The 22157-nt window shown below is 34.8% G+C and carries 13 protein-coding genes; 12 read left to right on the forward strand and 1 reads right to left on the reverse strand.

Features of this window, described 5'->3' with window-relative positions:
- Positions 1-97 precede the first annotated feature (97 nt).
- Positions 98-769, reverse strand: coding sequence for a YceI family protein (locus ABD077_RS16730; protein WP_343913395.1), 672 nt, complete (start codon positions 767-769; stop codon positions 98-100).
- Positions 770-930: 161 nt separating this feature from the next.
- Here ABD077_RS16730 and ABD077_RS16735 point away from each other — a divergent pair, with 161 nt between their 5' ends.
- From ABD077_RS16735 to ABD077_RS16790, 12 genes are all read left to right on the forward strand, one after another.
- Positions 931-1482 (forward strand): nucleotide exchange factor GrpE, encoded by a 552-nt coding sequence (locus tag ABD077_RS16735; protein ID WP_343913396.1) that lies wholly within the window; start codon positions 931-933, stop codon positions 1480-1482.
- 7 nt (positions 1483-1489) lie between these two features.
- Entirely contained in the window at positions 1490-2605 is a 1116-nt protein-coding gene (gene dnaJ / locus ABD077_RS16740; protein WP_343913397.1) for a molecular chaperone DnaJ, read from the forward strand.
- Positions 2606-2938: 333 nt separating this feature from the next.
- Entirely contained in the window at positions 2939-3868 is a 930-nt protein-coding gene (locus ABD077_RS16745; protein ID WP_343913398.1) for an ABC transporter ATP-binding protein, read from the forward strand.
- Entirely contained in the window at positions 3861-5162 is a 1302-nt protein-coding gene (locus ABD077_RS16750; RefSeq protein ID WP_343913399.1) for an ABC transporter permease, read from the forward strand. The genes ABD077_RS16745 and ABD077_RS16750 overlap by 8 nt, the downstream gene beginning before the upstream one ends.
- Before the next feature lies 1 nt (position 5163).
- Positions 5164-6063 (forward strand): mechanosensitive ion channel family protein, encoded by a 900-nt coding sequence (locus ABD077_RS16755; RefSeq protein WP_343913400.1) that lies wholly within the window; start codon positions 5164-5166, stop codon positions 6061-6063.
- A gap of 23 nt (positions 6064-6086) precedes the next feature.
- Positions 6087-6986 (forward strand): DUF6268 family outer membrane beta-barrel protein, encoded by a 900-nt coding sequence (locus ABD077_RS16760; RefSeq protein WP_343913401.1) that lies wholly within the window; start codon positions 6087-6089, stop codon positions 6984-6986.
- Positions 6986-8149, forward strand: coding sequence for a sigma-54-dependent transcriptional regulator (locus tag ABD077_RS16765; protein WP_299898828.1), 1164 nt, complete (start codon positions 6986-6988; stop codon positions 8147-8149). The genes ABD077_RS16760 and ABD077_RS16765 overlap by 1 nt, the downstream gene beginning before the upstream one ends.
- 45 nt (positions 8150-8194) lie before the next feature.
- Positions 8195-8713: a hypothetical protein gene (locus ABD077_RS16770; RefSeq protein ID WP_343913402.1), complete on the forward strand. Its 519-nt coding sequence runs from the start codon at positions 8195-8197 to the stop codon at positions 8711-8713.
- Between the two features lie 143 nt (positions 8714-8856).
- The gene (locus ABD077_RS16775; protein WP_343913403.1) at positions 8857-9735 is read left to right on the forward strand and encodes a PPK2 family polyphosphate kinase; all 879 of its coding nucleotides are present in this window, start codon (positions 8857-8859) and stop codon (positions 9733-9735) included.
- A gap of 42 nt (positions 9736-9777) precedes the next feature.
- A complete protein-coding gene (locus ABD077_RS16780) occupies positions 9778-11166 on the forward strand; it encodes a M20/M25/M40 family metallo-hydrolase (RefSeq protein ID WP_425545875.1) in 1389 nt (462 codons plus the stop codon).
- Positions 11167-12391: 1225 nt separating this feature from the next.
- A complete protein-coding gene (locus ABD077_RS16785) occupies positions 12392-19360 on the forward strand; it encodes a glycoside hydrolase family 48 protein (RefSeq protein ID WP_343913404.1) in 6969 nt (2322 codons plus the stop codon).
- A 315-nt stretch (positions 19361-19675) separates the two neighbouring features.
- Positions 19676-22060, forward strand: a complete 2385-nt coding sequence (locus ABD077_RS16790) for a cellulase family glycosylhydrolase (RefSeq protein ID WP_343913405.1) — start codon at positions 19676-19678, stop codon at positions 22058-22060.
- Positions 22061-22157 lie beyond the last annotated feature (97 nt).

Here is a 22157-nt window from a genome sequence, read left to right on the forward strand (position 1 = left end):
TTGATTCTTTTGTATAAGGGTAAATAACAGATAAAATAAAGGCTAACATATAGTTTATGTTAGCCTTTATTTTATTATAATGTTGGAATGTCCAATATTAAGCTTTGTTTGCTTTTAAGCTTACTTTTAATTCTATATCGTCTAAGATAAACTTATCTCCTAGGTTTTCGAAAACAGATTTAGAACCATAGTTTACACCCCAATCAGTACGATTAATGGTAAATACTTCACTATTTAAGGTCATTGTGTCTCCTTCTACAGTGGTAGTTGCAGGAAAAGAAATATTTTTCTTGATTCCTTTAATAGTTAAATTTCCTTCGATCATAGATTTACCATCTTTTTCAGTGATACCAGTAACTTCAAAAGAAGCATTAGGGAATTTAGCTACATTAAAAAAGTGATCTTCTTTTCCTTCACCTTCACCTTTAAGGTGACCTTCTAAACCTGCTTTTTGCTTTCCTTCTAAATCAGTTACATTGATAGAAGTCATATCGATTACGAAAGAACCACTTTGAATTTTTCCATCCTGTGTTTTTACTTTTCCTTTTGCTATACTAATGGTACCAGTATGATTTTCGGTAGGTTTTTTTCCAACCCAATCAATAGTACTAGCGGCGTTATCTACAACAAAAGTGATGGCTTCTGCTGGAGCTTCTTTTACTTCTTCAGCAGCAGTAGCTTCAGTTTCATTTTTTTTCTCTCCTTTACAAGATATTGCAGAAACAATAATTACAGCAATTGCAAGTAGATTCACTAATTTAGTTTTCATAATAATGTTAGTTTATAAGTTTTAGAGATCAAAATTATTTTTTTCGAAAATGAATACTCTTAAATATATACTAAAATATTCCTGTGACATTATGACATTAATTCAAAAATGGCAGTACTTTTGCATCTTCAGAAAATAAACTTATAAAAGGTACTAGTTACATGAGTAAGAAAAATAAAAATACAGAAGAGGTAAAAGATCAGGTAGAAGAGGTACTTGACACAACAATAGAGGAAACTGAAGTGGAAGAAGTAGAAGAAAAAGATGCAGAAACTCAATTAAAAGAGGATCTTGAAAAGGAAAAAGATAAATTTTTAAGACTTTTTGCTGAGTTTGAAAATTATAAAAAACGTACTTCCAAAGAGCGCGTAGAGTTATTTAAAACTGCTGGTCAGGATATTATGCAATCTATGTTGCCAGTACTTGATGATTTTGATCGTGCCATGAAGGAAATTGAAAAGTCTGAAGACAAGGATCTTTTAAAAGGTGTAGAACTAATACATAATAAATTGAAGGAAACCTTAAAAGGTAAAGGGCTAACAGAGGTGGAAGTAGGTGCTGGAGATGCTTTTAATGCAGATGATCATGAGGCAATTACACAAATTCCTGCTCCGAGTGATGAGCTGAAAGGAAAAATTGTAGATGTTATAGAAAAAGGATATAAATTAGGAGATAAGGTAATTCGTTTTCCTAAGGTGGTAACCGGACAATAATAGAGAGATGAAAGAAGATTTTTATGATATTTTAGGTATTAGTAAGAATGCTACGGAAGCTGAGATAAAGAAAGCATACCGTAAAAAAGCTATAGAATATCATCCGGATAAAAACCCTGGAGATGCCACGGCAGAAGAAAAGTTTAAGAAAGCTGCTGAGGCGTATGAGGTTTTAAGCGATCCTGATAAGAAAGCACGATATGATCAGTTCGGACACCAAGCTTTTGAAGGCGGAGGTGGCTTTGGAGGTGGCGGAATGAATATGGATGATATATTCAGTCAGTTCGGAGATATTTTCGGTGGCGGAGGTTTTGGCGGCTTCGGTGGTTTCGGAGGTGGCGGTGGAAGACAACGCCGAGTAAAAGGAAGTAATCTTCGCATTAGAGTAAAACTTACTTTAGAAGAAATAGCTAATGGTGTAGAGAAAAAAATCAAGGTAAAACGAAAAATTCAAGCACCTGGAGTTACCTATAAAACTTGTTCTACATGTAATGGTAGCGGTCAGGTTACAAGAATTACCAACACGATATTAGGTAGAATGCAAACTTCTACTACCTGTTCTACCTGTGGTGGATCTGGACAGATTATAGATCATAGACCTGCAGATGCAGATGGTCAGGGTCTTAAAGTGTCTGAAGAAACTGTAAGTATTAAAATTCCAGCTGGAGTGGAAGATGGAATGCAGCTAAAGGTGTCAGGTAAAGGAAATGAAGCCCCAGGAAATGGTATTGCTGGAGATTTATTGGTAGCAATCGAAGAACAGGAACATCCACAACTGCAACGTGAAGGGGATAATCTTCACTACGATCTTTACATCAGTTTTTCAGAAGCTGCTCTAGGAGCGTCTAGAGAAATTGATACAGTTTCAGGAAAAGTTCGTATTAAAATCGAAGAAGGAGTGCAGAGTGGTAAGATATTACGTCTTAGAGGAAAAGGTATTCCAAGTATAAATGGCTATGGAAAAGGTGATCTATTGGTACATGTAAATGTATGGACTCCTAAGACCCTTAATAAAGAACAAAGAGAGTTTTTCGAAAAAATGGCACAGGATGATCACTTTAAACCAAGTCCTGATAGTAAAGACAAGTCATTTTTCGAAAAAGTTAAAGATATGTTTTCTTAAAAAGGAAATTCAAAAAATATGAGAAGAATCATTTCGAAATGCTAATTTTTGTTTAATAAAAATTTGTATATTTGAGACATCACTAGCGCATTTAGTGATAATTTTTCTTTTTCATAGCAATTTTTTTCCCATCCTTAATACTCGTATTTAGGGTGGGTTTTGTTTTTAGATGAAAGAATCATCATGATTTTACCTTTTATAAGCCATGATTAGATGGTATTAAACAATATGTAGGTGTATAATAGGTTTATGTAGGAGATTTATTTCATTTCATCAATATTTTGACTTAATTAGCATAGTTTTTAATTCTTTTACACAAATCAAATTATTTATATGTCTAATCTTTTAGAGGTACAAGAAGCATCAAAACGATTTGGAGATTTTATAGCTCTTAATAACGTTTCTGTTACCGTACCTAAAGGAAGTATTTTTGGTTTACTAGGACCAAATGGAGCTGGAAAAACCACGCTTATTAGAATCATCAATCAAATAACACTTCCGGATACAGGAAAGGTGTTTTTAGATGGAGACCCTTTGCAATCTCATCATATTAAAGATATTGGGTATCTGCCAGAAGAACGAGGATTGTATAAATCAATGAAAGTCGGAGAGCAAGCACTATATCTTGCTCAATTAAAAGGATTAAGTAAAAAAGAAGCAAAAGAACGATTAAAGTATTGGTTCGATAAATTTGATATTTCTCATTGGTGGAATAAGAAAATACAGGAATTGTCTAAAGGAATGGCGCAGAAGGTACAGTTTATAGTAACTGTCTTGCACAGACCAAAACTGTTAATTTTTGACGAACCGTTTAGCGGATTTGATCCTATAAATGCAAATGTAATTAAAGATGAGATTCTTCAATTACGGGATGAAGGAGCAACGGTGATTTTTTCTACCCATAGAATGGAAAGCGTCGAAGAATTATGTGATCATATTGCATTGATTCACAAGTCTAATAAAATATTGGAAGGTAAAGTTTCAGATATTAAGAAAGCGTATAAATCAAATACCTTTGAAGTTGGGTTGTTATCGGACAATATGTTGGAGTTAGAAAAAACTTTACAAAACAAGTTTAATACCGAACCTGCAGATTTTAAAGCTATAGATGAGCAATTAAAACTCAAAATTTCTTTGGATAAACAAGTAGCACCCAATGAACTTTTAAGCTTTTTAACAGAAAAAGCTCAGGTAGTTAGATTTAATGAGGTGATACCAAGCGTAAACGAAATATTCATTAAAACCATCACAGAAAATGAGTAGTAATTTACAGTTGATTATTAAAAGAGAATTTATATCTCGAGTTAGAAATAGAACCTTTGTCATAATGACTTTTTTAAGCCCATTAATTGTTGTGGGAATGGTCGGTTTAATTGGATGGTTAACAACGTTAAATAGTGATGAAGTAAAAGAGGTTGTAGTAGTAGATGAAACCAAGCTGTTTATACAAGATTTTCAAAATACAAAAGAGGTAGCCTATTTAGATTATAGCAATTTTGATCTTGATGTTGCTAAAGATTCGGTGATATCTAAAAAGCTGTATGGTCTGCTATATATTCCAAACAAAACTTCTAATGATGATCTGGCCAAGTCTATTCAGTTTTATGCAGAAGAATCGCCTAATTTTTCTGTTTTAAATAAGATCGAAAGAATCATTTCCAATAAACTAACCGAACAGAATTATAAAAATGAAGGTCTTAACTTGGCGGTTATAGAGAGATCGAAAGCAAAAATTAATATTCAGATAGAAAACTTTTCAGGAGAGAAGACTTCAAAAATGTCTAATTATGTAAAAATGGCTTTTGGAGGTTTGGCAGGGTATTTATTAATGATGTTCATTATCATCTACGGAAATATGGTAATGAGGTCTGTGATAGAGGAGAAAACAAATAGGATTATAGAAATCATTATATCTTCTGTAAAGCCTATGCAGTTAATGTTGGGTAAAATTTTAGGAACTTCTTTTGCTGGGATATTACAATTTTTGATTTGGGTATTATTAGGTGGAATATTGTTAATAATAGCTACCTCTTTATTTGGAATTGATCCACAACCAGCAGGAGTTGATCCTTCGGTAGCATTAGAAGCTAGTAATCAAGAGGAGATTCAGTTATTAATTCAAGATATCTTAAAGCTGCCTTTAGTTACCTTAGTGTTATCATTCTTTATATACTTTGTAGGAGGGTATTTTCTATATAGTTCTATATATGCAGCAATTGGAGCAGCAGTAGATAGTGAGACTGATTCGCAACAATTTATGTTGCCAATCATATTACCACTTATGTTGGGTATTTATGTCGGCTTTTTTGCGGTTATAGAAAATCCTCATGGAACAGTTTCAACGGTTTTTTCTATGATTCCACTAACTTCTCCGATAGTAATGTTAATGCGAATTCCTTTTGGAGTTCCTTGGTGGCAAATATTAGTGTCTATCTCGTTATTAATTGGAAGTATTATTTTTATGGTATGGTTTGCTGGTAAAATATATAGAATAGGTATTTTGATGTATGGCAAAAAACCAAGCTATAAGGAGTTATTTAAATGGTTGAAGTATTAATATGATACAAGAGGAAATAACAGATCAAGTTAAAGAAGTAATTCAGGAAGATGTTTGGGGAAACATCAAGAAGTTTCTGGATTATGAAATCATTCATATTGGTCCAGACGACCATTCGATTATACTTACAGTAGGTCTGTTACTCTTTGTAATCTTGATCCTCGTTGTTACTACAGTATCATTAAGACTTATTCGGAAAATTGTTACTAGGAAACTGAGAAAAGAAGATAAATTAAAATTTGAATCGGTTTTTTCGTTTTCTAAGTATTTTATTTATGTTATTGTTGTTCTGATCACTCTAGATAGTATTGGTTTAAACATTACGGCTATTTTTGCAGCCTCGGCAGCGTTACTAGTAGGAGTTGGTCTAGCATTGCAAACATTAATTCAGGATGTAATATCAGGTATTTTTATTCTGATTGATCAAACAGTTCACGTCGGTGACATTATTGAATTAGAAGGTAAAGTAGGAAGAGTAGAAGATATCAAACTAAGAACTACAAGGGCAGTAACCATAGATAACAAGGTGCTGATTATTCCGAATCACAAGTATCTTACGTCTACATTATATAATTGGACACAAAATGGTAAAATCACTAGAGAATCGGTAGAGATTGGAGTGGCTTATGGAAGCGATGTCAATTTGGTAAAAGAATTACTGCTAAAAATCGCGGTCGAAAATGATAAGATTTTGCAATATCCAGAACCTTTAGTTTTATTTACTAACTTCGGAGATAGCTCTTTAAATTTTAAGCTTATTTTTACAATGAATGATAGTTTTCAGGCTGCCGTTCCTAAAAGTGAAATAAGATTCGAAATTGATCGTTTGTTTAGAGAAAATAATATAAGTATCCCATTCCCACAACGAGAAGTAACGATCTTAAACCCTAGCAAAGAGTAATATAAAGTTTTATGAGGTAAAAAATGAATTATAAAAGTCTACTTGTGCCCTTTATTTTGATCTGTTGTGCTATTCAAATAGTACAATCACAAGATACAAATCTGGCTAGAGTAGAATATGCATACATTCCTCAGTCCAAAAGTGATAATAGTTATAATAGTCTAAGGGTTTCAGGGAATTATCCTATTAAAATGAATGAAAAGGGTACGTACTTGGTATTGGCCTTTCAGTATCGATTGAATAATCTACAACTTAAGGACGATATCGTAGTAGATACTCAAGGTCTACAGGAGTTTCATACATTTGGATTTGAGCTAGGATATACCTTTAAGATGAAGAATGATTGGAGATTTGGAGCAAAATTAGGAACCAGACTTTCTTCCAATTTAGAAGCTTCGGGTGTGGATAGTGACGATTTTAGATATGTAGGTTCTGTCTATTTCGTAAAGAGCTATGGAAATAAAAAAGCAATAAACTCTTCAAGATTGGTGCTTGGGCTTAGATACGCCTCTCCGGCGAGCATTAATTTTCCATTACCAATCATTAACTATTCAAAACGCTTTCATCCAAATTGGTCCTATTCGTTAGGTACACCTAAGACAAGTATTAAATATTTTTTTAATGATAAGAATACGTTACAGGCATTTATAGGTTTGGATCGTTTTTATGGTAATATACAGAATAACAGAGCGTTTGTGGATGAAAATGGAGATACGAAACTTGCAGAAAATGCTTCGATGTTACTTATAAATAGTGCTTTGGGTTATGAGTATTATTTTACGGAACATTTATTGCTATTTGCATATGGTGGATATACATTAAGCAATGAAATCCGCCTTAGAGATAAAAATCAAGAAAATGTATTAGTTCTCAATGATAGAAATACGTTCTATATGCGAGGAGGAATTAAATTAAAATTATAATGGCGAAAATATTAGTTATAGAAGACGAAGCTGCAATCAGAAGAGTGCTTGTAAAAATATTATCTGAAGAAAATGATAAATATGAAGTTTTTGAGGCAGAAGATGGATTAGCAGGTATTGATATGATCAAAAGTGATGATTATGATTTGGTTTTATGTGATATCAAGATGCCTAAAATGGATGGAGTAGAGGTATTGGAAGCTGCAAAAAAAATAAAACCAGAAGTACCTATGGTAATGATTTCTGGTCATGGAGATTTAGACACAGCGGTGAATACAATGCGTTTAGGAGCTTTTGATTATATTTCGAAACCGCCAGATTTAAATAGACTACTTAACACGGTTCGTAACGCATTGGATAGAAAGGAACTGGTAGTAGAAAATAAAATGCTTAAGAAAAAGGTGTCTAAGAATTATGAAATGATAGGAGAATCTCCAGCTATTACAGACATCAAAAATATGATCGAAAAAGTCGCTGCTACCGATGCTAGAGTGTTGATTACAGGTCCTAATGGAACTGGAAAAGAACTCGTAGCACATTGGATACATCAAAAAAGTGATCGTTCTAAAGGACAAATGATCGAAGTTAATTGTGCGGCAATTCCTGGTGAACTTATCGAGAGTGAATTATTTGGTCATGTAAAAGGTGCATTTACTTCGGCTAATAAAGATAGAGCTGGTAAATTTGAAGCAGCAAATGGCGGTACTATTTTTCTAGATGAAATTGGTGATATGAGCCTTTCTGCACAAGCAAAAGTATTGAGAGCTTTACAAGAAAATAAAATACAGCGTGTAGGTAGTGATAAAGACATTAAGGTAGACGTAAGAGTAGTGGCTGCAACAAATAAGGATCTGAAAAAAGAAATTGCGGATAACAAGTTTAGAGAAGATCTTTACCATCGTCTGGCCGTTATCCTTGTGAAAGTGCCTGCACTAAATGATAGAAGAGAAGATATTCCGCTTTTGGTAGATTACTTTACAAAGAAGATAGCAGGCGAACAAGGTTCTCCGGCGAAAACATTTTCTGATAAAGCTATTAAGCAATTACAACAATATGATTGGACAGGTAATATTAGAGAACTTAGAAATGTTGTTGAACGACTTATTATTTTAGGAGGAAACGAAGTAAGCGAGGAAGATGTTAAACTTTTTGCTGCAAAGTAAGGAGAATCATTATCTTGCGACTTATCTCTAATATATTTGCCCCTAATGAAGAGAGTTCTTTTTATCATTTTACTATTTGCTAGCTTTTTATCAAATGCGCAATACGAACCCAGTGCGATTAATTATGGTTTGGTGGCTATCAAAAGTTTCGGTTCTGTAGAAGAGGTTGGATTGGGAGCACGTTTGGAATATGCTCCTAATTGCTATACCACTTATATGGGAGAATATAATAGATTGTTTTCTATTGGTGCTAGTGATGAGGTAGAAGGGTATAATGAATTGGCAATTGGAGTAAATCTGATTCTGTTTAATTGGTACCCAACCACAATAACAGCAGGTTTCGGCTATATTGGTAATGATTCTAGTGTTTTCGAAGAAATTGAAGATGATGCGTTAATAGCATTTAGAAGTGGGGATTTTAATCATGGAGCTCAGATAAAGCTAAGAGCTTTGCACCAGATATCAATTCCGATACATATTTTTGCAGAATTAAACATTAAAAGTCTCGGAAGAAGATACGATACATTTCTTATCGGATTTAGCTATGATTTCGACGCTAGATAAACTACGTTTAGTTTGACGTTAAATTATCAATTTGGGATACTTCTTATGTGTCTATTCTGGCTAGAATTATTGTGCTTAGGACTTTTCTTTTTTTCAACAATCCAAAACTTTAGTATCTTACAAAAGATAATACAAATCATACTATGAATACGATCAATCACGAAGATTTTAAAGTTTCTCAATCAATAGAATTGTCTAACGTTCCTACTACGTTTGATCTTGGAGCGGATAAAAAGAAAATAGAAAAAGAATTAGAAGAGGTTCGGGAAAAGTTAGGGGACTTTCAGGATACCATTTATGCACATGATAAATATGCCATCCTAATATGTTTACAAGGAATGGATACTGCTGGTAAAGACAGTCTTATTCGTGAAGTTTTTAAGGACTTTAATACCAGAGGTATTGTAGTTCATAGTTTTAAAGTTCCTACAGAACTAGAACTTGGTCATGATTATTTATGGAGGCATTATATAGCCTTGCCACAACGAGGTAAGTTTTCAGTCTTTAATAGGACTCACTACGAGAATGTATTGGTAACCCGAGTACATCCAGAATATATTATGAGTGAAAAACTTCCAAATGTTAACTCGGTAGATGATATTGATGATGCATTTTGGGAAAAGAGATTTGAGCAAATTAGAAACTTTGAAAAGCATATTGCTGAAAATGGCACCTTGATTTATAAATTTTATTTACACTTGTCAAAAGACGAACAAAAAAATAGATTACTCAGAAGGCTAGAAAAGAAGGAAAAGAACTGGAAGTTTTCTGCTGGAGATCTTAAAGAAAGAAAACTATGGGATCAATATCAGTCTTGCTATCAGGATGCAATTAATAAAACATCCCTTCCACATGCTCCATGGTATATAATTCCTGCAGATGATAAGCCAACTGCGCGATATATTGTGGCAAAAACACTTTATGATACGCTTACTAAGTTTGAAGATATTAAAGAACCAGAATTGGACGATGAAACAAAATCCAATTTATCATTATATAAAGAACAATTAGAAAACGAATAGTTGATCATTTAGAAAGATAAATAATTTATATAAAATACCTCAGTGAAAAAGATAGTCCTTATACTTTGTGCATTTTTTTTCTATACGTCCTACGGACAAGAGAAAGTTAATAAAGAAGATTCGATAACCATTAAAAATTTTTATAATTCATCATTATTAAAAGGTAAGAGTTATTCTTGGCTGGATTATTTGTCTAATCAAATTGGCCCTAGATTATCAGGATCTTTAAATGCACAGAAAGCCGTGGAATGGACAGAGGCTGAACTAAAGGAAATAGGCTTAGATAAAGTATGGCTACAGTCGGTAATGGTTCCAAAATGGACAAGAGGTGTTACCGAGTTTGCTTATATCGAAACACAACCAGGTCAAACTACCAATGTACCTATTTGTGCTCTGGGAGGTTCTGTACCAACTCCAATAGGAGGTGTGAAAGCAGAAATTGTGGAAGTACAAGAGTTAGAAGATCTTCGAAAATTAGGGACTGATAAAATAGAAGGAAAAATCGTTTTCTATAACCGTCCGATGCAGGCAGATTTAATTAATACTTTTGAAGCTTATGGAGGATGTGTTGATCAGAGATATTCTGGAGCTGCTGAAGCTGCTAAATTTGGAGCGGTTGGAGTAATTGTTCGCTCTCTGAATCTAAGGTTAGATGATTTTCCTCATACAGGAACGATGAGTTACGGTAATTTAACAGACTTAGAGAAAATACCGGCGGCTGCTATCAGTACAAATGGTGCTGAGTTATTGCATTCAATGTTAACGCTAAATCCAAAAATCAAGTTTTTGTTTAATATGAACTGTAGAACATGGAAGGATGTGGAATCTTTTAATGTAATTGGAGAAATTACCGGAAGTGAATTTCCAAATGAATATATGGTTGTAGGTGGTCATTTGGATTCATGGGATTTAGGAGATGGTTCACATGATGATGGTGCTGGTGTGGTGCAATCTATGGAAGTATTACGTTTATTCAAAGAAACAGGATATAAACCCAAGAGATCTATTAGAGTAGTTTTATTTATGAACGAAGAAAATGGATTACGAGGAGGTAAAAAATATGCTAAGGTAGCAGAGACTAAAGGAGAAAATCATGTTTTTGCGCTGGAAAGTGATGCTGGAGGTTTTACTCCCAGAGGTTTTTCATTTGATTGTAATATGGATAATTATACTCAGATTCAAAGTTGGAAACCACTTTTTGAACCTTATTTGATACATTATTTTGCAAAAGGTGGAAGTGGTGCAGATATTGGACCATTAAAGAAGGATGGAGTTGTTTTAGCTGGCTTACGTCCAGATTCCCAAAGATACTTCGATTATCATCATGCTAAAAATGATACGTTTGATGCCATAAACAAAAGAGAATTAGAGCTAGGTGCTGCTACCATGGCAAGTTTAGTTTATCTATTCGATAAATACGGAGTAAAATAAGTAATAAGTATTTTGGCTTAACGTAACCTTTAATTCTCAGTGTTTTAAAGCGTAATTCACTTGTACTTTTTTATTCTTTAAAAAATAAGAGAAGATTTTAGTAATGTTACCGATTAGCTAGGGAATTCATTTCTAATAATATTCTAATTCATTTAAGTAGTATCCTGTCTTTATGATCAACTTGCTATTATAATATTCCTGTAGCGTATAATTCTATGTTAGTATGTTTTTGTTCAATAAAACACATGTAAAAAGGGGAATATTTCTATTAATTGGACGTAATAATGTAAAAATATTATGTTTTTGATCTAGCTGTTTTTTCAAAATTCCAATATACTGTAAGTTGTTTCTTGTTTAAAAAATTAACGATTTTAAGAATATTTTTATAGGAAAACATGTGTAAAATTGTTTTTTTGTTAAATAGGTTTATGGTTTTACCATTGAGAAAGTTATTTTTTTTTATAAAAAAATGATTTTTTCAAAATTATTTTAGCTTAAAAATCTTAGTATCTTCTTAACAAAGTGTTTTTTTTCATTTTTCTGTAAGTTAAGAGCTAAGTATGCTATACCACTTTTTTCCCCTAAAACAGCATGCTATAGAACTGTCTATGAATACTGTCTATGTTTATATGAAGACATGTTAAGAGGTAGTAAAGGTATCAATGCTCATACTTTTACCTCGGAGTTGTTATAACTTTGAATATCGTTTCGATGGTAATCAGATGTTAATAGTAAAAAAATGAAAATCAAATCTGATAACGTAAAACATCGATGAACGGAATGATTTAAAATAACACACATTGTGTCATATATCTTCCCTAAAAGATGGTGATGCAATTTTAATGACATTGAACTTAAACTAAACTAACTATGCACAAACTCACAACTAAAGAGATATTATTATCTCAAGCGCTATTGTATCTAATAGGATACTTCTGATCTCAATAACGAAGCATACATTCTATAGCTGATTTCTCAAAATGATTTTAGACTAATCGGATATTAAGAACATATAATATTCAGGTAGAATAATTTTAAATTTTAAAATTGGTTAACCAATTCTATTGAATATTAAATTAAAACCAACAAATTCTTTCTAAACCATATCACTTACTAATTAGTCCCAAAAGAAAATTGATTTCACAGCTAGTTTTGTCGTTTCGGTAATGGTAACAAAAAACTTAAAACCTAATCTAAAAACACAATTCTTAAAACTACACTTACAATGAAAAATTTAATTAAAATGGGCACAGTACTCCTACTGTGTTTATTTTGCACACACTTATCCGCACAATTTAATTACGGAGAAGCATTGCAAAAGTCTTTGCTTTTTTATGAAACCCAACAGTCTGGGGTGTTACCCGATTGGAATAGAATAAGTTGGAGGTCTGATTCAGGAATCAATGATGGAGCAGATGTAGGACTTGATCTAACAGGAGGGTGGAATGATGCAGGAGATCATGTAAAATTTGGTTTCCCAATGGCATTTTCCGTCACTGCACTTAATTGGGGGTTTCTAGAGTATAAAGATGGGTATGATGCAGCCAATCAAACCGAGCATTTCAAAAGAAATATTAAATGGGTAACGGATTACTTTATTAAATGTCATCCTTCTCCCAATGTTTTTTATGCTCAAGTGGCAGATAGTAAATCACAGGATCATAATTTTTGGATGCCAGCCGAGATGGTGGATGTGCATCCTATGTATGGACAACGAAAATCCTACGCATTAACAACAGCTAATCCAGGTACGGAAGTAGCTTGCGAGACTGCTGCGGCTTTAGCATCTGCAAGTATTATATTCAAGGATAGTGATCCAGCATATAGTGCAACCTTGCTAAGTCATGCTATCGAATTATATGAGTTTGGAGATACCTATAGAGGATTATATACTTCAGAAGGAAATATCCCAGCAGTGGGGACGTACACATCTGGAAACTTTCAGGATGAATTAACTTGGGGTGCACTTTGGTTATATAAAGCTACTGGAGACCAGAAATATCTGGATAAAGCAGAAGCAGAATATACACAGCCAGATTTTTTATGGAGTTTGGTTTGGGAGGATAAATCCTATGGTAATATGGTTTTATTATCCATTATTACTGGAAAAGATATTTACAAAACAGATGCAGAACGTCATTTGGATTGGTGGCAAGAAGGTAATGGAGGAGTAAACTATTCTCCAGGAGGTCAGGCTCACTTAACTCAGTGGGGATCTTTACGTCATGCTATGAATGCTTCGTTAACAGCATTAATATATAGCGATAACGTAAATACTCCAAAAAGCAATCAATACAAAAACTTTGCGATTAATCAGGTGAATTATGCGTTGGGTGATAATCCGAATAATAGAAGTTTGGTAACAGGTTTCGGTGTAAACCCTCCAACAAAACCGCATCACAGAGGACAACACTCAAGTTGGTCAAGAAGTAGTGCTAATCCTGTTGAGTCTCGACATACAATGTACGGAGCATTAATGGGAGGGCCTGCTAAACCAGATGACTTTTTCGAAGAAGATAGAGATGATTTTCAGGCTAATGAAGTAGCAACTGATTACAATGCTTGTTATCAGGGAGTATTAGCAAGAATGGTTATGGAATTTGGTGGATCACCATTACCTAATTTTCCACAGCCAGAAACTCCAGGATTAGAGTTTGCAAACGAAGTTAAACTCAATAACGATCAAGCAAAATTTACAGAGGTTGCTATCTGGCTTAACAACCGTTCTGGATGGCCAGCAAGAGTTCCGAATACTCTTAAAGCTCGCTACTTTGTAGATATTTCAGAAGGTATCGCGGCTGGATATGCTGCTAGTGATTATGAACTAACAGCTAGAGGAGCTGGAGGCACAACAATTAACGGTCTACAAGAATGGGATGCTACAAGTAATATTTACTATGCAGAAATAGAGGTGGATCAAGATCAGATGCCATTCCCAGGAGGTCAAGGAGAGTATAGAAGCGAAATACAATTAAGAATTTCTCTCCCTACAAGTGCACCAGAAAGTGCATGGGATGCATCCAATGATTTTTCGTATCAAGGACTAAATAATACTTTAAAAATTTCTGATAACGTACCAATCTATGCAGATGGCGTATTGGTTGGAGGAAAAGAACCAAATGGTGGAGAAATACCAACTGCTTCTTTTACCGCAACTCCAGAATCTGGAACAGCACCGTTAGAGGTTTCGTTTGACGCTTCTTCTTCTTCGGATCCTAACGGAGATGCGTTAACATACAACTGGGATTTCGGAAATGGACAGACTTCATCAGTGGTAGATCCACTTATTACCTATACAGCAATAGGTTCATATTTAGTGACATTAACTGTTAGTGATGGACAAAATACATCTTCAGAATTTACTAGAACCATTACCGTATTAGATGGTAATATTGCTCCTGTAGCAGATTTTACTGCTACGCCAACATCTGGTGTTGCACCAGTATCTGTTAATTTTGATGCATCCACATCTACAGATGAGAACGGAGATTCACTAACCTATATATGGGATTTTGGAGATGGAGAATCTGGTGCTGGTGTAACCATTACACATGAATATGCAGCAATTGGAGAGTATGAAGCGAAACTAACTGTTAGTGATGGAAGTAAAGAAGATAGTAAAACAATTACAATAACTGTTACAGATGGCAGTCCGATTGCTTCTTTTACAGTAAGTACAGATTCAGGAGTTGCTCCTTTGGATGTTACTTTTGATGCTTCAGGATCAGTAGACCCAACAGGTGGTAGCTTGGCATATAGTTGGGATTTAGGTAATGGACAGACCGCTTCTACGGTAAGCACGTCTACTACTTACACACAAATAGGCCAGGTTACAGTTACTTTAACTGTAACAAATGCAGCAGGCGATACAGATGTTGCTACGCAAACTATTAATGTTACTGATGGAAGTACAAGTTGTGCTTTTGATACACCGATTGCAACGCCGTTACAAAATATTAATGATAGATATACCAATGTATTTGTCTTAGGTGAAGGTGGTCCAAGTTTAAGTAATTTTAGAGAGTTCTCTATTAATTGGGACTTGCAAAATGATGGATTGTATGAATTCGCAATGAATACAACAGATGGACAACCAAATTGGTACATAGATCTTAGAGACAATCTTACCCAGACCTTTAACTCCGCTAGTCCTGATGCTGTTCTTGCAGGTACTGGAATCCCAGGTTTTGATGGTGCTTATTGGGTGACAATTGACGAAGGAAGTTTTGTTATGGTTTCTAAAACTGCAGGATATACAATTTACTTTACAAACTCTGATGTAGAACCACAATGTGGTACTGTTACTCCAGTTGTAGTTGACGGAGGAACAATTACAGGAGGACCATTTACATTTACCGTTGGAGATGGTGTTGCAGATAATGTATCTGGAATAACTTTAGCTGGAGCTGAAGGAACCAATAGTACTTGGGTAATCACCGATGATTTAAACAATATTTTAGGATTACCACCAACATTAGCAGACGTAGAAGGAGTAGATTTTGATGGCGCTGGTACAGGAGTTTGTTTGATATGGCATTTAAGTTTCGAAGATGGATTACAAGGAGCAACTGTAGGTAATAATGCAGCGGATCTTATAGGAGATTTCGATCTTTCGAATTCAATAACGGTTACTAGAAATCCAGTGGCTACTCCTGTAGTTGATGGAGGAACAATTACTGGAGGACCGTTTACATTTACGGTTGGAGATGGTATTGCGGATAACGTATCTGGAATAACTTTAGCTGGAGCTGAAGGAACGAATAGTACTTGGGTAATCACCGATGATTTAAACAATATTTTAGGATTACCACCAACATTAGCAGACGTAGAAGGAGTAGATTTTGATGGCGCTGGTACAGGAGTTTGTTTAATATGGCATTTAAGTTTCGAAGATGGATTGCAAGGAGCAGCTGTAGGTAACAATGCAGCGGATCTTGTAGGAGATTTTGACCTTTCGAATTCAATTACTGTAACTAGAAATCCAGTAGTAACTCCAGTTGTTGATGGAGGAACAATTACTGGAGGACCGTTTACATTTACGGTTGGAGATGGTATTGCGGATAACGTATCTGGAATAACTTTAGCTGGAGCTGAAGGAACGAATAGTACTTGGGTAATTACTGATGATCTAAACAATATTTTAGGATTACCATCAACATTAGCGGACGTAGAAGGAGTAGATTTTGATGGCGCTGGTACAGGAGTTTGTTTAATATGGCATTTAAGCTTCGAAGATGGATTGCAAGGAGCAGCTGTAGGTAACAATGCAGCGGATCTTATAGGAGATTTTGACCTTTCGAATTCAATTACTGTAACTAGAAATCCGGCTTCAAATGGGAATGATTGTTCTTTCGAAACACCAATTTCAACAGCTTTACCAAGTATTGATAACAGATATTCTCATGTTCATGTATTAGGAACTGGAGGTCCAAGCTTAAGCAATTTTAGAGAATTCTCTATTAATTGGGATTTACAAAATACAGGATTATATGTATTCGCAATGAATACGAACGATGGACAACCAAATTGGTATGTAGATCTTAGAAGTAATTTGACCTATAACTTTAGCTCTGCAAATCCTGAAGCAAGTCTATCAGGAACAGGAATAAATGGATTGGATGGAGATTATTGGGTTACTGTAAATGAAACTGATTTTGTAATGGTTGCTAAAACAGGAGGATTTACGATATACTTTAGTAATTCTGCTATCGCTCCAGATTGCGATAATAGTGGAGGTAATACTGACCCTGTGGCGGATATTTCAGCAACTCCTATTTCAGGTGATGCACCATTGCTAGTAACGTTTGATGCTACGGCTTCTTCTGACCCAGATGGAGATGCATTAAGTTACGCATGGGATTTTGGTGATGGAAATACAGCAAATGGAGTAACAGTTGAAAATACATTTACTGCTATTGGAACGTATTCAGTAACCTTGGTGGTAGATGATGGAAATGGAGGAACGGACCAAGCTGTTATTACCATTAATGTTACGGATGGTGATATTATCATTACTCCTCCTTCAGATAATGCATACATCAATAGATTTATAGAGTTACGAAATGAGTTCTATGATCCTGCTAACGGATACTTTAGTGCGGACGGTTCTCCACATCATTCTATAGAAACATTAATTGTAGAGGCGCCAGATTATGGTCATGAATCTACAAGTGAATTGTATTCCTATTGGTTATGGTTAGAGGTTATGAACGGAAGAATAACTAAAGATTGGGCACCATTAAGTAACGTATGGGACAAAATAGAACAGTTTATTATTCCTACAACCGCTGATCAGCCTAGCAATGCTGCTTATAACCCTTCTTCTCCTGCAGCATTTGCAGCAGAATTCCCGTTACCAAGTGATTATCCAGCTCCGTTAGAGTTTAACGCGCCTGTAGGAGTAGATCCTGTTTCTGCGGATTTAACAGCAACCTATGGACCAGATGTATACCAAATGCACTGGTTATTGGATAATGATAATTTTTATGGATATGGTAATAGAGGAGATGGAGTAAGTACACCATCTTATATAAATACATTCCAAAGAGGAGAGCAAGAATCTGTATATGAGACAATACCACATCCGTCTTGGGAGTCATTTGATTGGGGTGGATCAGATGGTTTCTTACCATTATTTGTAGAAGATCAGAATTATGCGCAACAATGGAGATATACAAGTGCTCCAGATGCAGATGCTAGAGCAGTACAAGCAATGTTTTGGGCACAATTATACGCCAAAGAACAAGGAGCTAGTTTAGGAAGCTTAGACTTAGATAAAGCTACCAAAATGGGAGATTATTTGAGAATAGCCATGTTTGATAAATATTTTAAGCCCTTAGGAGTACAAAGTGCTTCTAGTGGAGCGGGGTCTGGATATGACAGTGCACATTACTTAATGTCGTGGTACATGTCTTGGGGTGGTTCGGCAGATCCTGCTTCGCAATGGGCATTTAGAATAAGTTCTAGTCATTGTCATTTTGGATATCAAAATCCGATGGCTGCATATGCATTAACGCAAGTGAATGAACTAAAACCTCAATCTCAAAATGGAGAAAGAGACTGGAATGAAAGTTTAACTAGACAAATGGAGTTCTATACTTGGTTACAGTCTAAAGAAGGTGCAATCGCTGGTGGTGCTACTAATAGCTGGAATGGTGATTATAGTGTATATCCTTCAGGTAAATCTACATTCTATGGAATGGCGTACGACAAAGATCCAGTATATCATGATCCAGGAAGTGGAACTTGGTTTGGATGGCAAGCTTGGTCAATGGAAAGAGTAGCTGAGTATTACTATATTACCAATGATCCAATGGCCAAAAACTTAATGGATAAATGGGTTGCTTGGGTAAAAAGTGAAGTAAAACTTATCGGTACCGATGATTTCGAAATTCCAGCTACATTAGAGTGGACTGGAGAGCCTGATACTTGGGACGCTGATAGTCCAGGAAGTAACAATAATTTAAGTGTTACCGTTACGGATTATGGAAAAGATCTGGGAGTTGCTGCTTCAATGGCTAAGGCATTAATTTATTATGCTGCAGCTACTCAGAAACATGCTACTTTTGACACAGACGCTAGAGACCTTGCTAAAGAAGTACTTGATAGAATGTGGAATACCTATAGAGATGATAAAGGAGTTTCTTCTCCTGAAGATAGAGGTGATTTTGCAAGAATCTTCGAGCAAGAAGTATATGTTCCAAATGGTTTTACAGGAACTATGCCTAATGGCGATATGATCGAACCAGGTGTTTCATTCTTGGATATAAGATCTGATTATAAAAATGATCCAGAATTTGATAGACTTCAAACAGCTTATAATGCTGGAGAAGAATATACACAACGTTACCATAGAAGTTGGGCTCAGATAGAAGTTGCTTTGGCTAATGCTGAGTTTGGATTCTTCTTTTCAGATCAAGAACCAGGAACTAAGGCTCCAGAAGAAGTGCTTAAAGTAACAGCGACTCCAAATCCAGCCTCAGAGTTTATCAATATCACAACTAATTTTGATATGAAAAATACTAGAGTTAGAATAATTGATATTGCTGGAAATGTGGTAAGAACAGAATCGCTAGTGAATAAACAAAAGTCTACTAGACTTTCAGTAAATGAATTACCTACTGGAATGTATATCTTAGAAATTTATGATATCATTTCAGGAGATAAATTCAGAGATAAAATTATTAAAAATTAAAGTCCAAAACGAGAGAGGTATTATGTGCCTCTCTCTACTTTTTTTGCCCTTTATAAAAGAAGAAGATATAATGATAGCTATTTATTTTAATCAATTTGGTGAAGAAATTGGTTATCACTATATCTACACTTCTAAAATCTAAATACATAATCAATAAAGATATTTTAGAATATTAGAATTTACTGATAAAATCAGCCACTTAACTTTTATCAATAGTAAAATAAGATGTTACTAATAAGTATCACTCCGTGTTCTGAAAAACTCTAGATGATCAAATTTCATCTCAGATCAAAAACAATAAAAAACTAACTACAAATGAAACGATTTATAAACTATACGATAGCACTGCTATTGCTTTTGGGCAATGTGTCAGGTGTCTATGCACAACAACAAAACTGGCTTTCGGTTTCTGGGAATAAATTATTCGATTCCACAGGAAAGGAAGTAAGACTTACTGGGGTAAATTGGTTCGGTTTTGAAACACAAACCTATTTTCCTCATGGAATTTGGAGTCGTGATATGAAAAGCGTACTCCAACAAATCAAAGATTTAGGATTCAACACTATTAGAGTACCATGGTCTAATGAAATGCTAAATCCAAGTTCTACTATTAGTATTAATTCGTACGGAGCCGATGCGTATACTGGGATATCTCCTATGAATGAGGAAGAATCACAAATCACCAAACCAATAGAACTCATGGATATTTTGGTACAGTGGTGTCAGGATAATGATATTAAAATTGTATTGGATAATCATTCCAGAGCAGCCGATGGATACTTAATAGAAGATCTTTGGTATACGAATGAATATTCAGAACAAAGATGGATTAATGATTGGCTATTCATGGCTGAGCGTTATAAAAACTATTCGGCTGTGGTAGGTATGGATTTAAATAATGAGCCTCATGGATCTTCTTGGGGTAATAGCAATCCAGCTACCGATTGGAATAAAGCTGCAGAACGATGTGGAAATGCGATTTTGGAAGTAAATCCTAATGTGTTAATCATTGTAGAAGGCGTTGGTGAGTTTGAAGGAAATTCCTATTGGTGGGGAGGACAGTTAATGGGAGCAAGACAATATCCTGTACAATTATCAAACCCTTCGAAATTAATGTATTCTGCTCATGAATATGGACCAGAAGTGGCACCTCAAGATTGGTTTGAAGCAGCTTCATTTCCTCAGAATATGCCACCAATATGGACAGAAAATTTTCATTATTTATATGAAGAAGAAACATCACCATTATTTATTGGAGAGTTTGGAATTAAAGATCAAGATGCCTTCGGAGGGGTAGCTTTTACTTGGTTTACAGAATGGGTTGATTTTATGGGAAGTATATATTCCTGGACATTTTGGACGATGAACCCAAATTCTGGAGATACGGGTGGAATATTACAAGATGATTGGACTACTGTAAATGAATGGAAAATGGATGTGCTTCGACCACACTTCGCACCATTTATTCCAAATGTTATTGGGGGCACAGGTAATTTACCACCTTCTGCTAGTTTTACAAATGATCTTAGTTCTGGTAATGCACCATTAACAGTACAATTTGATGCTTCTCAATCTTCAGATCCCGATGGTGATACACTATCGTATTCTTGGAATTTTGGGGATGGAACCACAGCTACTGGTGTTAGCATTTCACATGTTTTTGACACACCTGGTAGCTATCAGGTAAGTTTAACAGTTAGTGATGGTTCTTTGAATGATACAACTAGTAAAACTATAACTGTAAATGATGATACTACTCCAGTAATTACAGCAAGTATTTCGGTAGATAGTAATTCTGGAATAGCTCCTGCGACAATTACTTTTGATGGATCAGGTTCTACATCATCAGATGGAAGCAGTTTATCATACAACTGGGATTTTGGTGATGGTACTTCTGGTACTGGGTTTATTGTAAGTCATGATTACACAACAGCAGGGGATTACATTGCTATCTTAACAGTAACAAACACTGATGGAATTTCGGATACGGATCAATTAACGATAACCATAACAGGATCAGGTAATGGAGGTGATTGTACATTCGGTGCTCCATTAGCAAATCCGCTACCAACCATTGCTAATAATTCTTATTCTAATATTTACGTATTGGGATCTGGAGGTCCAGACTTAAGCAATGTGACTAATTTTACAATCAACTGGGATCTACAAAATAATGGATTATGGCAATTCTCTATGAATACCAATAATGGAGTTCCAAGTTGGTGGAATGATCTTAAAAACAATGTAACTAGTCAAAATTTTAATTCAGCACAGCCAAGTATAACACTTTCTGGAACTGGATTTGCAAATCTTGATGGGGCGTATTACGCAACACAAGATGGTCAAAATTTTGCTCTAGTAGCTCAGGATAAAACCTACACCATCTATTTTAGTAATAGTGATACGGCACCTAATTGTACAGATCAATTAAGAAAGCCTGAAGAAGATACTACTATTGAAATCAAAGCTTATCCAAATCCTGTCTCTGATAAATTAATAATATCATCAAAGAGTATTCTTAAAACCAATCAGGTAGATATTGTTGATGTAACAGGGAAAGTACTGAAAAAGGTTTCTTTAAACAAAAACATGAATACTGACTTTATTGAAGTAGATCTGGTAGATTTAAAATCAGGGATTTACTTTTTGAAAATCAGAAACCAAAAAGAAACAATCACAAAACAGATTATAAAACAATAATAAAATCATCAAAGGAAAGAGATTATTACCTTCCTTAACTCTTTAGTCTCTTTCCTTTTTTATAGCATTCAAAAACAGCTTTTTTTTAATAAAAAGT

This window comes from Aquimarina litoralis, from assembly GCF_039523995.1.
GTDB classification, from domain to species: Bacteria; Bacteroidota; Bacteroidia; order Flavobacteriales; family Flavobacteriaceae; genus Aquimarina; species Aquimarina litoralis.

Excerpts from the sequence above, each read along its gene's own strand:
- ABD077_RS16750 (WP_343913399.1), top strand. The coding sequence starts at position 3,861 with ATGAGTAGTAATTTACAGTTGATTATTAAAAGAGAATTTATATCTCGA.
- ABD077_RS16755 (WP_343913400.1), top strand. The coding sequence starts at position 5,164 with ATGATACAAGAGGAAATAACAGATCAAGTTAAAGAAGTAATTCAGGAA.
- ABD077_RS16775 (WP_343913403.1), top strand. The coding sequence starts at position 8,857 with ATGAATACGATCAATCACGAAGATTTTAAAGTTTCTCAATCAATAGAA.
- ABD077_RS16735 (WP_343913396.1), top strand. The coding sequence starts at position 931 with ATGAGTAAGAAAAATAAAAATACAGAAGAGGTAAAAGATCAGGTAGAA.
- ABD077_RS16765 (WP_299898828.1), top strand. The coding sequence starts at position 6,986 with ATGGCGAAAATATTAGTTATAGAAGACGAAGCTGCAATCAGAAGAGTG.
- ABD077_RS16790 (WP_343913405.1), top strand. The coding sequence starts at position 19,676 with ATGAAACGATTTATAAACTATACGATAGCACTGCTATTGCTTTTGGGC.
- ABD077_RS16745 (WP_343913398.1), top strand. The coding sequence starts at position 2,939 with ATGTCTAATCTTTTAGAGGTACAAGAAGCATCAAAACGATTTGGAGAT.
- ABD077_RS16770 (WP_343913402.1), top strand. The coding sequence starts at position 8,195 with ATGAAGAGAGTTCTTTTTATCATTTTACTATTTGCTAGCTTTTTATCA.
- ABD077_RS16760 (WP_343913401.1), top strand. The coding sequence starts at position 6,087 with ATGAATTATAAAAGTCTACTTGTGCCCTTTATTTTGATCTGTTGTGCT.
- ABD077_RS16785 (WP_343913404.1), top strand. The coding sequence starts at position 12,392 with ATGAAAAATTTAATTAAAATGGGCACAGTACTCCTACTGTGTTTATTT.
- ABD077_RS16730 (WP_343913395.1), bottom strand. The coding sequence starts at position 769 with ATGAAAACTAAATTAGTGAATCTACTTGCAATTGCTGTAATTATTGTT.
- dnaJ (WP_343913397.1), top strand. The coding sequence starts at position 1,490 with ATGAAAGAAGATTTTTATGATATTTTAGGTATTAGTAAGAATGCTACG.